Here is a 15250-nt window from a genome sequence, read left to right on the forward strand (position 1 = left end):
GGATTATGAAGAGGCGCAGCCGGAGCATCGCCACCTTGCTCATCTATTTGGCTTATACCCGAGCAATCAAATAACGCCGCGGAAGACGCCGGAGCTGAGTGCTGCCGCTAAGCAAACGTTGATTAGCCGGATGCAGACCGATGAGCTGGAGGATATTGAATTTACAGCGGTACTGTTCGCCACCGGCTTCTCCAGATTGTACGAAGGAGATCGCGCGCTAAAGCATATCACTCATTTAATTGGAGAGCTGTGCTTCGATAATATGCTGACCTATTCCAAGGCGGGTGTAGCCGGAGCGGAGACGAATATTTTTGTCATCGACGGCAATTATGGCGGAACCGCGGCGGTAGCGGATCTGCTCCTTCAGAGCCAGCCGGGCGAAATTCACCTGCTTCCAGCGCTTCCGGCTGTCTGGAACAAAGGGTCATACAAAGGACTGCGTGCCAAAGGAAATGTAGAGGTTGATGTCTCGTGGGAAAATGGCGTGCTGACTGAAGCAACGATTCAAGCTTACTCTGCAGGGGAAACGGTCGTAAGATTCGGTGAGCAAGAAGTGCAAGTCTCTTTGATGCCTGGCCGCGTCTATCGATTCGATAAAGACTTGAAAGCTCTAGTACAGCAAGAAGCTTAAACGGAAAGTGCCTAGTTAGTGAATAAGACAACTACTTGTTTTTAATAGTAGTTGTCTTTTCGCGTCAGTAAGTTATTATAAATGAGCGAAGCTCTTTCGTTGCTTCTAGGCTTCTGTACTGCCTATGTTATGAAAGCGCTAACAATCAAGAGAGGTGGGTTGACCGTGCCAAAGTATTCAACTATTTTTCGTAAATTTCTCATATCATATCTTATTATTTTGGTCATTCCAAGCATAGCGGGCTACGTTTCCTATCGTACTTCAATCTCGGTGACACAATCCATTTCCATTGAGAATAGCGTCACATTGCTGCAGCGGAGCCAGGATATTTTGGAGAGAAGGATGGTTGAGGTTGAGGGCTTCACAAGGCAGCTCGCTTTGAATCCTGATTTAAATAAATTAATGAATGAGCAGAAAAAAGGCGACATCGTCAACGTTTATGGCATTTGGAGCATGGTGAGACAGGTAACGCCGTTTAGCCAGACAAATGATTTTTTGCAAAACTATTTTATCTACTTAAATAACTATGATGTGATTTTTACGCAGGGCTCCGCCTATTTCCGTCCCGAACATTATTATCAGAACTTTCATTATAACGATCTTACGCTCGCGGAATGGAAGGAAACAGTACTGGACAAAACTCACCGAAGTGAAATTATGCCTCTCAGCTCCTTTACCAGCAATGCCAAACAATCCTCCGTCGTTACGTATATGCAGTCGCTCCCTTTGGACAGCTTTAGCGGCTCATCACCTGCCACTGTGGTCGTCATGATTGATGAAGAAAACATATCCAGCCTGCTCGCGGGAGTAGAGGATCGTTACGGCGGCTGGGCTCATATTAGCGATGCGCAAGGGAATACAGTTGGACTGCGCGGAATTAGCGAGGAAAATGCCAAGCTGCTGTCTTCGGATTCACGCCTCATCCAAGACAAAGTTAGTCAATTTTATAATAATGATCTCGTCATTACGATTCATTCCGAAAAAAATGGTTGGACCTACCGAGCGGGAATTCCAAAGCAGGTGCTGATGGAAAACGCAAATCAAATTAAACATATTACTTGGCTGGTGACAGGCATCGCTTTGCTGCTCGGCCTGCTGGCTGGTCTGCTCCTGTCCTACCGAAACAGCGCACCAATGAATAGGCTGCTTACGGTGATGAAGGAGCAGTTCGGCAAGGATGGCATCACGGGCCGAAACGAATATGATTTTTTGCAGGGAAACATATCGAGCATCATTACGAGCAATCGCCACCTGGAGACGGAATTAAAACGTCAGCTTCCTTTAGTTAGAGATGGTTTCTTGAAACGATTAATTGCTGGGGAGTTTCACACCACTGAGGAAATTACGGCAGCGGCTGTACAGGCGGATACGAGGTTTGATACGAATGAGGGATATGTCGGTATTTTGCAGATTAATGGATACTCCGGCATGGACAACGTAGAAATACTGAACGAGCTGTATGCAGCAAGACTMATTTTGAAAAAGGCGTTAATCGATCTGGACAGCCAGCTGCATATGACGGATCTTGGCTCGGATCGAATTGTGACGATTATAACGACCATGGAAGGGGAGTATGGAGTCGAAGCAGCTAAGCTGCGAATGAGTCATATTCTTGAGAAGCTGTCGGATATCGCCTATAGGGAGTATAAGATTTCGGTCACTGCAGCATTCGGAGATGCGTTCACGACTATTCTTGACGTCAGCCATTCCTATGAGCAAGCGAAACAAACGATCGAATATGCCGAGTTTAACAGCAAAAAGAGCTTCGTATGGTTTACGGACTCTAGGCTTGAAACAGCGACATATTATTATCCAATGGACATTGAGCAGCGTTTGATTAGCACTATTCGTGCGGGAGATTCGGATGAGGCAAAGCGGATGGTACATTCGGTTATGAATATTAATATGGAAAATAAGCAGCTTTCTATCGAGATGAAGCAGCAGCTGATCGGCGAGCTGAAGGGTACGCTGCTTAAGCTGCTGGACCAGAAAACGTTCATGGAATCTGATTTGCTGCATGCGTTGAAAAATCAAATCATCGGCATTCAAGCTTCTAATCCAATGGCGGCTATTCAGGAGGAGATCATCGGTATTGTAGAAGCATTATGCAGCGTCATCAACAGTAAAAAAAATCATGTTCATATTCAAACCGTCGAGGAAATTAAGCAGTTTATTGCTGAGGCTTATGGCGACTCTGAGATGACCTTATACCGCATTGCAGAGCGGGTGGAGCGGCCGGAGAAATACATTTCACAATTGTTTAAAGAGGTTACGGATATAAATGTCTCTGACTATTTGGAGATGATTCGTATAGAGCAGGCTTCCTCCTTATTACGGACGAACGCTTATACTGTTGATGAAATCGCTGCTCGCGTCGGGTACAACAGCTCTCATTCGTTCCGCAGAGCCTTTAAGCGAGTCATGGGCGTTGCGCCAAGCTCATATCGACAATCGATCGAAGTGTAGGCGTTCAGCGCAGTTACCGATAAGGAGAGGGTTTGAATGAAGAAAAGAATCGCAGGCCTATCTGCGCTTATGCTTCTTGTAGTTTTACTGCTTGCCGCATGCTCGCAAAGCAATGAGCCAGCTCATACGGATGCAGCCTCGCTTGCTTCCATAGACAAGCCGGTCGAGATTAATGTTTTCGCCCAGCAGGATACCAGCATCGATTTGAAAACAAATGATTTTACGATGCTGCTTGAAAATAAATTTAATGTCAAATTTAATTGGGACATTATTTCGATGGACGGCGCGAAGGAGAAACGGCAAATATCACTTGCAAGCGGCGATTTTCCTGATGCTTATATTTTAACGGCCTACATTGACCAGTTCACACAATCCGACTTGTTGAAGTATGGCAAGCAAAGCGTATTTCTGCCGTTAAATGAGCTCATAGAGCAATATGCGCCGAACATTAAAACCGCGATGGAGAAAAATCCGAAGCTAAAAGCTTTGAATACGGCTCCTGATGGCAATATTTATGGGCTTGTTGCTTATAGTGAATGCTTCCACTGCTCCTATCCAAACAAAATGTGGGTAAACACGAAGTGGCTTCAGCGATTAGGGCTTGATATGCCAAAAACGACAGACGAATTCAAAGAGATGCTGAGAGCGTTCAAGCAAAACGACCCGAACGGAAATGGTTTATTGGATGAAGTTCCGTTGAGCGGCTCGACGGAAGATTTTGGCGTTCATATTGTTCCTTATTTGATGAATGGCTTCATTTATGATGACGACCGCAATTATTTATATATGAATAATGGGAAGGTGGATACAGCGGCCAATAAGCCGCAATGGAAGGAAGGGATTGCCTATATTAAGTCACTTTATGACGAGGGCTTAATTGATCCGGGAGCCTTTATTCAAAATGCCGAGGCGCTAAAAAAAGCTGGAGACAATGCAAATGCCGACATTCTCGGCGCAGCTGCAGCCATGCATCCTGCTATCTTCGTGAGTGAGCGAACGAAGGATTATGCACCGCTGCCGCCGCTTGCGGGTCCGTATGCTTCCTATGCTACTTTTGCCAGCGGCGGAATATCGCCGGGAGCTAAATTTGTCATTACGAATAAAGCGAGCAAAGAAGCGCAGATTGCCTTAATTCGAATGGTTGACTACATGTACACGCCGGAAGGACAAACCCTAGCGCAATCGGGTCTTGAAGGCATAGGCTGGCGAAAGCCGGTGGCTGGTGAGGCGGCGCTTGGTGAAGGGCTGGAGCCCAAATTTGCAACGCTGATCCCCATCGAAAGCACAGAGCAAAAGAACACCGGCTGGAGCGGGATGGCGCATTTCTATATGCCAAGAGATTATCGAGACAGCTGGGTCGCAAGCAAAGACATATACGCGCCCGACGGCTATGAGCGAAGGCTTATTGAAGCGACACTGCTGTATGAGGGACATGAGCCTGACGAAATGTTTCCGGTGTGGAACATTTGGCTTGATTCGGCACAAGCGGATGAAGTGGGGATGCTGAGCACAAACTTGATGAATTACATCGATCAAAGCATGCTTCAATTTATTACCGGCAACTTGGATTTGGATAGGGATTGGGATACTTACGTAAGCGGACTGGAGAATATGCAGGTTGATCGTTTTATTGAAATCATGCAAAAAGCATATGACCAAAACAAACCTATGCACTAGAAATGCATAAGCAAAAACCCGATTGCTCGAGCAGTCGGGTTTTTTTGGCGTTTATAAGCAGCAATCCTGAAAATTGTACGCCGCTGCGGCGATTTGCCCCCTGAAAACAGGGGTTATTGTACGTTAAAAGACGCAAATGTACCTGTTTGAATAATGTGGATTTCTACTATGATCATCGTATAGAAAGCGCTGTCATTTCATCGGCCATTAGCTACCTAGGGGGGATTGTTCTGGAAAAAGAGATTGTACTGAATAACAAGCTGTTGAAGCAAAAGAGCAAGCGCAGCCTTGTTGACGAAGCGAGCAGAAGCTTCAAGAAGCATTGGCAGCTGTACCTTATCATTATACCGCCTGTGTTGTTTTTTCTTATTTTTAAATATTACCCGATGCTGAATGCGGTGCTTGCCTTTAAGGATTACAACGTCATCAAAGGCATTTGGGGCAGCGAATGGGTCGGGCTCAAAAACTTTAGGCTTTTCTTTGAAAATCCGATGTTCTGGACGCTGGTCAAGAACACCATATACGTCAGCGGTTATTTATTGCTCGCGGGGTTTCCGATTCCAATTATTTTGGCATTGATGCTTAATGAAGTGCGAAATGGCCGTTTCAAACGGCTTGTACAGCTGGTCACCTTCGCTCCTTATTTCATATCTACAGTCGTTATGGTATCGATCATTATGATGTTTCTGGCGCCGCGGCTTGGCTTTGTGAATGTGGCTTTGAACTACTTCGGAATGGAATCGGTCAACTTCCTTGGTGAAGCCAGCATGTTCCGATCGATCTTTGTTTGGTCGGATATTTGGCAGACGGCTGGTTATTCCGCGGTCATTTATTTGGCGGCGCTTGCGGGCATCGATCCTACGCTTTATGAGGCTGCCAAAGTGGATGGCGCTTCGAGATTTCAGAAAATCGTCCACGTTGATTTGCCGGGTATTTTGCCGACCATTACGATCATTCTCATTTTAAATGTAGGAAGCGTAATGGCGATTGGCTTCGAGAAAATCTATTTGCTGCAAAATCAGCTCAATATCGTTAATTCCGAAATAATCGCCACATACGTGTACAAAATTGGGCTCTTAAATGCCAATTACAGCTTCGCTACAGCGGTAGGCTTGTTTAATTCATTCATCAATCTCTTGCTGCTGTTCACGGTTAACGGTTTGGCCAAACGGTTTATGAAATCAAGCATTTGGTAAAAGGGGAGTGCGCCTATGGCATCAACGAAGATAGCATCGCAGGCACCAATCAGACAAACGATTAAGGATTCAACAGGCGATAAGATTTTTTTGTTCATTATTTATGTCATATTGGCGGTTGTGTTGATCGCGGTTATTTATCCGCTCATTTATATTATCAGCAGCTCGATCAGCAGCCCGGCAGCCGTTACTTCCGGCCGTGTTTGGCTGTGGCCCGTTGATATTTCCTTTAAGGGCTTTAAGGTTCTATTCGATACGCCGGAAATTATGAGTGGGTACGGGAACTCGCTATTTTATACCGCAGCAGGAACGTTGATCAGCGTAGCGCTTACGGTCATGATTGCGTATCCGATGTCGCGTAAATCCTTTTTTGGCCGCAGCGTCATTATGATGCTCATTACGTTCACCATGCTCTTCAGCGGCGGTTTGATTCCGACGTACATGGTGGTGAAGGAGTTTGGCATGATCGATTCGCGTTGGGCGCTGCTCATTCCGAATGCGGTTTGGGTATGGCAGGTGATTATTGCACGCTCCTTCTTCCAGTCGTCCATTCCAGACGAATTGTTTGAAGCAAGCGAGATCGATGGCTGCAGCGACATCAGATTTATGCGAAGCGTGGTTATTCCGTTATCCAAGCCCATTCTTGCGGTGCTTTTCCTAATGTACGGCGTAGGTCAATGGAATGCCTACTTCGATGCCTTAATCTATCTCAAATCAGCGAAGCTGTTTCCGCTTCAGCTCGTTCTGAGGAGCATCATCATTATGAACAACAGCGCAAGCGTAACGGATGCCTTGAAGCAAGTGGAAAGGCAGCAGCTGTCAGAGCTGCTTAAATATTCGCTGATCGTAGTAGCTACGCTGCCAGTTCTTATTATTTATCCTTTCGTACAGCGTTATTTCGTACAAGGGATGCTTGTTGGCTCAGTCAAAGGCTAACCGGAAAGAGGCAGAAACTGCGCTGGTTTGCATGAGAGGAGGTGGTTCATTTGTAGTGTGATTGCAATGCAAAAGTATGGCACAAATCGAAAAAGGGAGCGATACATTTGAAAAAGAGACTCGTAAGTTTGCTCGCAATCATGCTGATGATCAGCTTGGTGCTTGCCGCGTGCTCGAATAATAAAGGAACTTCCAACACGAATAAGGCAACAAATACGCCAAAGGCACAATCGGAAGAGACGGGAGCAACCGCACCGGTTGAAATTACGATTTTTGCGGTACAAGAGCCGAATATCGATATGGCAACGAATAAATTCACCAAATTTGTAGAAGAAAAATTCAACATAAAACTTAAATTTGAAACGACACCTCCGGATGGCGCGAAGGAAAAACGTCAAATTTCATTAGCGAGCGGGGATTACCCGGATGCGTATATGCTTCCTGGCTATATTGATCAATTCACGCAGGCTGATGTTGTGAAGTACGGAAAGCAAGGGGTGCTGGTGCCTCTGAACGATCTGATCGAGCAATATGCGCCAAACATTAAAGCAGCTATGGAAAATAACTCTGACTTAAGAGCGTTCAACACGGCACCCGATGGCAATATTTACGGACTTGTCGCTTACAGCCAGTGCTTCCACTGCTCGTATCCGAACAAAATGTGGTTGAATACGAAATGGCTGGATAAATTGCAGCTGGAAATGCCAAAAACGCCTGAAGAGTTTAAAGCTGTATTGAAAGCATTCAAAACACAAGATCCAAACGGCAATGGCATTGCCGATGAAGTGCCGCTCAGCGGTTCAATTGAGGACTTTGGCGTACGCGTCATTCCATTCCTCATGAATGGTTTTGTCTATGACGATGACCGCAATTACTTGAATCTAACCAACGGTAAAGTTGAGTCGGCTGCGCTTAAGCCGGAATGGAGAGAAGGCTTAACGTATATTAAATCGTTATACGATGAAGGCTTAATCGATCCGGGTGCCTTTGCCCAAAACGCGGAAGCTTTCAAAAAGATTGGCGAAAATGGCGATGCTCAAATTTTGGGCGCTGGCGCCGGCATGCATCCTGCTATCTTCGTAAACATCGATGTAGGCAACAAAAACTCAGCTGATTACAACCCCGTACCTCCGCTTACAGGACCACATGGCTCGTTCGCGACTCATGATGGCGGCGGCGTTGCGCCGGGAGCAAAATTTGTAATCACAAATAAAGCATCTGAAGAACAAAAGATTGCGCTTATTAAATTGGTGGATTACATGTTTACAGAAGAAGGACAAACGAACGGCGCTTCCGGCATGGAAGGCATCGACTGGAGAAAGCCGAAGGAAGGCGAGGTAGCGCTTGGAGAAGGCGTTACCCCGAAGGTAGCAACGATTCCTGCGGTTGAAGGCGAAGCCCCTCGTAATGCAGGCTGGAGCGGAACGGCTCACTTCTACATGCCAAGGGAATACCGAGACAGCTGGGTTCAAGGTACGGATATTTATGATTCCGCCAACTATGAGCGCAGATTGTACCAAGCGACGCTTCTGTACCAAGGCCACGAGCCGAAGGAGCTTTTCCCATTGTGGGCAATTTGGATTGATTCAGCGGAAATCGATGAGGCAAGCATTTTGCAAACAAACATTAAGTCATTTATTGAGCAAAATGCGCTTCAATTCATTACCGGAAACAAATCGCTGGAGAAGGATTGGGACGGTTACGTGAAGGGACTCAAGGATCTGAAGATCGATCGTTATCTCGAAATTTTGCAAAAAGCATACGACCAATCATTTAAATAATAGTGATATCAAAGGATCAGGTTCTTTATTGCGAGATAAAAGCCTGATCYTATTTCGTAAACAAAGGAGCTAAATAATGACGCAAATAATGAAGAAATCACGCTTGTGGCTGCTAATCGTTGTGATGATTACAGCGCAGCTGGGAATCGTGATACCAAAAACAGATGTTGCGGAGGCGGCGAATAATGGATTAGCTGCGAAGCCATATATGGGCTGGAGCAGCTACAGCTTGCAGGTTTATACGGGCAATGGGCAGTGGATTAACGCAGACAATATTAAAGCTCAATCGGATGCAATGCATGAGAAGCTCCAGCCTTATGGCTACGAGTATATTAATATCGATGCGGCATGGAATGGCGGAATGGACGAGTATGGGCGGCCAATCCCGAGTACAACTTTATATCCAAATGGCTTTCAAGAGGTGATTGATTACGTCCAYGCGAATGGGCAAAAGATCGGCTTGTATGGCATTCCAGGTTTATCGCCGCAAGCGTATGATCAGGATCTGCCGATCTATGGCGCTCCCGGCTGCTCAATGAAGGACATCGCGGCTCAGCCGATTCAGGAGTCGGATTATTGGGGGCTTGGCTACAAAATAGATTTCAGCCAGCCATGCGCGCAGAGCTACATAAATTCAATTGCCGACCTTTATGGAGAATGGGGCATCGACTTTTTGAAATTTGACAGCGTGACGCCAGGCTCAGGCATTTCTGACCTTTCGCTGGATGCGCGTGACGATGTAAAGGCTTGGTCGCAGGCGCTGGCTCCCCACCAAATTTGGCTGGAGCTTTCCTGGGCGCTTGATATCAAATACATCGATTACTGGAAGCAGTATGCAAACGGATGGCGTGTGGACTGGGACATCGAATGCTACTGCGGCAACGGAGGTTTAACGGCTTGGCCTAATATCGCTAGGTTATTCCCGAAAGCAGAACAGTTCTGGCGTCATGCAGGTCCAGGCGGCTGGAATGACTTTGATTCATTGAATATCGGAAATGGAACAATGGACGGCATCACGAAGGACGAGCGGATGACGGCGATGTCGTTCTGGGCGATTTCATCGGCGCAATTATACATCGGCAATGACATGACAAATTTGGACGATTACGGCATCGAGCTGTTGACGAATGAAGAAGTAATCGCGGTCAATCAGGCTGGCAGGCCGGGGCATCCTGTATCGACAGCGACGGAGCAGCAGGTGTGGTATGCGAATAACGGGGATGGAAGCTATACGGTTGGGCTCTTTAATCTTGGAAGCTCTGCTGTGACGGTTAACGTGAATTGGAGTGATATTGGCATTACCGGTCCAGCCACTGTCCGTGATCTGTGGAGCCATGAGGATTTGGGCTCATTTGCGACTGGATACAGTGATGAAAATTTGGCTTCCCATGCTTCGCGTCTATTCAAGGTAGTGGCACAGGATGGAACAGCAGCTGCTAATGACGACGATACCGGAATGAAATATTCGGGCCATTGGGTTCGTGGCGGCGGGAAGGAACTAGTCGGAGACAAGCAAAATCTCATTATTGATGTAAGGGATAACACAGCGCAAAACAGCAGCATTAGCCCATCTGCGGCAAGCTTTAATAAGAAGACTTCGGAGCAGGCTGATGCTGCGACGGTAATGACGCTGAACGGAAATACACTGAATAGTATCACTAACAATGGAACGGTACTGGTGTCTGGTACGGATTACACCATATCAGGTGATACCGTTACGATTAAAAAAGAGTACCTAGCAGCAAGACAGGCAGGCATCACGAATTTAACATTTGCGTTTAGCGGCGGGGCATCACAGACCTTTGCCATAACCGTAACCGACACGACAATAAGAGATAGCAGGGTTACTCCTGCAACAGTGAGTTTTGATAAGAAGCTGTCCAATCAAGCTGATATTACGCTTACGGCCTCGTTAAACGGCAATGAATTAACGGGCGCTGCGCATGAAGGAAACGCTTTGGCAATTGGCACGGACTACACCGTTTCGGGAAGCCAGCTGACGATTAAGAAGGAGTATCTAGCGGGGCTTCCTATGGGAACGACGGCTTTAACCTTCTCATTCAGTGCAGGAGCGGAGCAGCATGTTTCCTTAGTCGTAAGGGATACATCTCTAGGCGGCTCGATTTCTATCAATGATGATCATCCTTCTATTGTCTATACAGGCGGCTGGAACCGCAGCTATAACCGCGGACTTGGCGATTATATGGATGATGTGCATTATGCGGAGGCGAACAACAACGATTATTTTGAGTATACGTTTACGGGAACGGGCATTGAATTTATTACCGAACTGGACCCTTCACAAGGTGAAATTGACATCTATGTGGACAACGTATTCCAGCGAACGATCAGCACCTACAACATCGGAAGGCTGGCACAGCAGCCTGTATTCAACATAATTGGGCTCACTAACGGAACCCACACGCTTAAAGCAGTGAAGAAGTCTGGTTACTTCCTGCTGCTTGATAAGCTGAGAATTAGTGTGCCGGATTTAATTAGCGCGAGCAGTGGAATGTTTGATAAGGCTGATGGGGAGCAGGCTGATTTTACTCTTTCGACAACAGTTAATGGAAGCAGCCTAAGCAGTATTACAGATGGTTCAGGAGCCTTGATAGCGGGCACGGATTATACGGTTGATGGCAATGTGGTGACGCTTAAAAAGGAATATTTGGCGGCACAGCCTCTTGGGACTGCGAGCTTGATCTTTACCTTTGATGGCGGAGCGACGCAGACGTTAGCGATTGCTGTAAGTGATTCATCTGCTGCAAACAGCACAATTAACCCAGTCACAGCTAGCTTCAATAAGAAGGCAGATATGCAAGCAGATATCGCAACAACGTTAACGCTGAATGGAAATACGCTTGTCGGTATTTCGAATGGCATAACGACGTTGGCGGCAGGCAGCGATTATATCGTTTTGGACGATACAGTCACGATTAATAAAGCGTATCTGGCTTCATTGCCGCTCGGCATGGTGAGTCTAAGCTTTAGCTTTGATCACGGAATGGCACAGACTTTATCCATCGCAGTAAGCGATACGACAGGACAGAACAGCACAATGGTTCCAAGTGCATTAAGCTTCGACAAAAGAGCGAATGCACAAGCAGATATTTGGACGAAGCTTACCTTTAACGGAAACAGCTTGAGCGGTATTGCTGATGGTGCGGCGGCTTTGCAGGCAGGCGTCGATTATCAGTTGTCAGGCGACCAGCTTACGATTAAGAAGGAATTCCTTGCGGCCAAGCCAAATGGAATGACCAATCTGACGTTGTCTTTTAGCGGTGGAGCTGCGCAAATACTGGCTATCGCAGTAAGCGATACGTCTAGAGGCCGCTATGTATCTATTAATAATGATGATAGCGGAATCTCTTATAAGGGTGCATGGCAGCATGGCAGAAATCGTGGATTAGGCGATTACAAGGATGATGTCCATTACACGGAGGCGAACAACGATTATTTTGAATATGGGTTTGAGGGAACAGGCATTGAGATCGTAACGGAGAAAGATTCCTCGCAAGGGGATATCGAAGTTTATGTGGATGACGTGTTTAAGCAAACGATCAGCACGTACAATACTAACCGGCAAATTAGGCAGACGGTTTATAGTATTGAGGGATTGTCTGAAGGAACACATAAAATTAAGGTCGTTAAGAAATCCGGGTATTATATGCTGTTAGACCAATTACAGTTTAGAATTGCAGATATGATTAGTCCGGATGCTGCAAGCTTTGACAAGACGGCACAAGCCGATGTAACGACAACGCTTAGTATTGATGGCAGCAATCTACTTGGTGTGACGAATGGCGCTGCAACGCTTGCGGCGGGCAGTGATTACACGATATCGGGTAGTGTGATTACAGTTAAAAAAGAATATCTTGCCGCACAGCCGGATGGAGTGTTGAGCTTAGCCATTTCCTACAAAGGCGATTATCAAAATGACCTGCACACGACGGAAACGGATGGCGATTATGTTGAATATTCATTCACTGGAACCGGCATAACATTAATTGCGCCGAAGTCAGCTTCTCAAGGTGACATAGACATTTACGTTGACGATGTATTTAAAGAAACGGTAAGCGCGCATCATGCGAGCAGACTGACCCAGCAAGCGGTGTACAWCATATCTGGGCTAGCAAATGGCGTTCATACGATTAAGGCGGTTAAAAAATCCGGCGAGTATATGTTGGTGGATGGTGTGAAGTTTGAGGTGAATGCGGCGACGTTGCCATCGGCGACGCCAACAACAGCGCCATCGGCAACGCCGTCAGCAACACCAACGGCAACAGCAACACCGTCAGCAACACCAACGGCAACAGCAACACCGTCAGCAACACCAACGGCAACAGCATCACCGTCAGCAACGCCAACGGCAACACCAACGGCAACACCAACAGCAACAGCAACACCGTCAGCAACGCCGTCAGCAACACCAACAGCAACAGCAACACCGTCAGCAACGCCGTCGGCAACGCCATCGATAACACCAACATCGGCACCTATAATCACGAGTGCTCCAGCTAAGGAGCTCATCACGATTGATGTTGAAAATGCCGCTAAGGTTGTAATCACGCGTACGACACAAGCGGATGGCAAGAAATTGGATGATGTGCCGATTACTGTTGATCAAGCGCAAAAAGCTGTAGACAGCGTCACAGCAGCGGGACACAAATTGGTTAATATCACGATTCCTGATACGAAGGATGAGGTAATGCTAACTTCTGTCACTCTACCGAAGGAAGCAAATAAAGTGTTCGCAGATGCAAAAATTGATTTAGGAATATCGACAGAAAACGTTAAGATAATGGTGGCTAGCGGCTTGCTTCAGTCATCACTGGAGGATCTGTTCATTCGTTTAACACCGGTTTCGGAGGCAGCAAAGAAGCAGGAAATTGCGGGTCGAGCGAATAAAGAAGCGATGTTAAGGATCGTTGCAGGAAATAAAGAGGCATCTATAATAGGCCGTCCGATGAGCATTGAAACAAATATGCCAAAAGGCAATGTAACCCTCATTTTGCCTTTGAAGGATGTGACGCTGAGCGAAGCAGACCGGAAGGACCTGGCTGTATATATCGAGCACAGCGATGGAACAAAGCAGCTGCTGAAGGGCATTATCGTACCGTTTAACGACAAGGGCGAGATGGGCCTTCAATTCACAGTCGACAAATTCAGTCTTTTTTCACTCGTCCATGTGGAAGGCTTAGCCGATTCTAGCTTGGGTGCCGCTTATATGAATGGTTATGGGGATGGTACATTTAGGCCGGAAAATAAGATTACTCGTGCTGAGATGGCGGTTATTCTGTCAAGAATCGTGAAGCAGGAAGCAACTGCGGCGGACATTCCTTATAATGATGTTCTCGCAGGCAATTGGGCGAAGGATGCGATTTCGAAAGTAACAAAAATGGGCTTAATGCAAGGGTATGAAGATGGAACGTTTGGTGCTGAAAAAGCAATGACACGCGCTGAAATGGCGAAGCTTATATCCACACTTATCGGTGCTGCACCAAAGACTGGAGCAGGATTTACCGATATTTCGACTCATTGGGCGAAGGCAGCTATTCTAAATGTGCAAGCCGCTGGAATCACTAATGGTTATGCGGATGGAAGCTTTAAGCCTAATAACGCGCTGACACGTGCTGAAGCAGTCAGCATGATCAACAAAATGCTGGGCAGAGGCAAACTAGTCGGCGTAACACCATCCCCATGGAAGGATGTTGCTAGCAAGCACTGGGCTTATGGCGATATTTTAGCGGCATCGGTTAACTAGCAGAAAGAGGGTGTCCAAAAAGAGTTAAACTCGCTGAAGAGATATTTGGATTTAATTAAAAACCATATGAATATTGAAAAAATGGCGACACAGGAACCGATTCCAGTGCCGCCATTTTTCTGTTTTGGTCTATTTTATGTTTGCTTAAATAAATGGTAGGCGATTGAGGTGGGAAATGGAGCTGTAAGCACGCATAGGTTCTTAAAGCGAGAGAAAAGGCTAGGTTTGTTGTCTGTAAGAACAAATATGCGCTTACAGAGTTGCGGCAGCATTTGTTCGAGGTGGAAATGGAGCAGTAAGCACGCATAGGTTCTTACAGCGAGAGAAAAGGCTAGGTTTGTTGTCTGTAAGAACAAATATGCGCTTACAGAGTTGAGGCGGCGTTTGTTCGAGGTGGAAATGGAGCAGTAAGCACGCATAGGTTCTTACAGCGAGAGAAAAAGCTAGGTTTGTTGTCTGTAAGAACAAATATTTGCTTACAGAGCAGCGACAGGGTTTGTTCGAGCGGGAAATGGAGCTGTAAGCACGCATAGGTTCTTACAGCGAGAGAAAAGGTGAGGTTTGTCGTCTTTAAGAACAAATATGCGCTTACAGAGTTGCGGCGGCGTTTGTTCGAGGTGGAAATGGAGCTGTAAGCACGCATTGGTTCTTACAGCGAGAGAAAAGGCTAGGTTTGTTGTCTGTAAGAACAAATATGCGCTTACATAGTTACGGCAGCGTTTGTTCGAGGTGGAAATGGAGCTGTAAGCACGCATAGGTTCTTACAGCGAGAGAAAACAATAGGTTTGTTGTCTGTAAG

Annotated in this window: 7 protein-coding genes; all 7 read left to right on the forward strand. The window is 46.4% G+C overall.

What is annotated here, in order from left to right:
* The coding region (locus AB4Z17_RS25185; RefSeq protein WP_441962800.1) for a glycosyl hydrolase family 95 catalytic domain-containing protein at nucleotides 1-631 on the forward strand (631 nt) is incomplete at its 5' end.
* A gap of 165 nt (nucleotides 632-796) precedes the next feature.
* Nucleotides 797-3097: an AraC family transcriptional regulator gene (locus AB4Z17_RS25190; protein ID WP_441962802.1), complete on the forward strand. Its 2301-nt coding sequence runs from the start codon at nucleotides 797-799 to the stop codon at nucleotides 3095-3097.
* Between the two features lie 36 nt (nucleotides 3098-3133).
* On the forward strand, nucleotides 3134-4774 hold the full coding sequence (locus tag AB4Z17_RS25195) for an extracellular solute-binding protein (RefSeq protein ID WP_441962804.1): 1641 nt from the start codon (nucleotides 3134-3136) through the stop codon (nucleotides 4772-4774).
* A gap of 341 nt (nucleotides 4775-5115) precedes the next feature.
* The gene (locus tag AB4Z17_RS25200; RefSeq protein ID WP_441962810.1) at nucleotides 5116-5970 is read left to right on the forward strand and encodes an ABC transporter permease; all 855 of its coding nucleotides are present in this window, start codon (nucleotides 5116-5118) and stop codon (nucleotides 5968-5970) included.
* Between the two features lie 15 nt (nucleotides 5971-5985).
* Nucleotides 5986-6906, forward strand: a complete 921-nt coding sequence (locus AB4Z17_RS25205; protein WP_441962806.1) for a carbohydrate ABC transporter permease — start codon at nucleotides 5986-5988, stop codon at nucleotides 6904-6906.
* Between the two features lie 107 nt (nucleotides 6907-7013).
* Entirely contained in the window at nucleotides 7014-8687 is a 1674-nt protein-coding gene (locus AB4Z17_RS25210; RefSeq protein WP_076270350.1) for an extracellular solute-binding protein, read from the forward strand.
* 76 nt (nucleotides 8688-8763) lie between these two features.
* The gene (locus AB4Z17_RS25215) at nucleotides 8764-14451 is read left to right on the forward strand and encodes a X2-like carbohydrate binding domain-containing protein (protein WP_441962808.1); all 5688 of its coding nucleotides are present in this window, start codon (nucleotides 8764-8766) and stop codon (nucleotides 14449-14451) included.
* Nucleotides 14452-15250 lie beyond the last annotated feature (799 nt).

The organism is Paenibacillus sp. TAF43_2, assembly GCF_052113545.1.
Lineage (GTDB): Bacteria > Bacillota > Bacilli > Paenibacillales > Paenibacillaceae > Pristimantibacillus.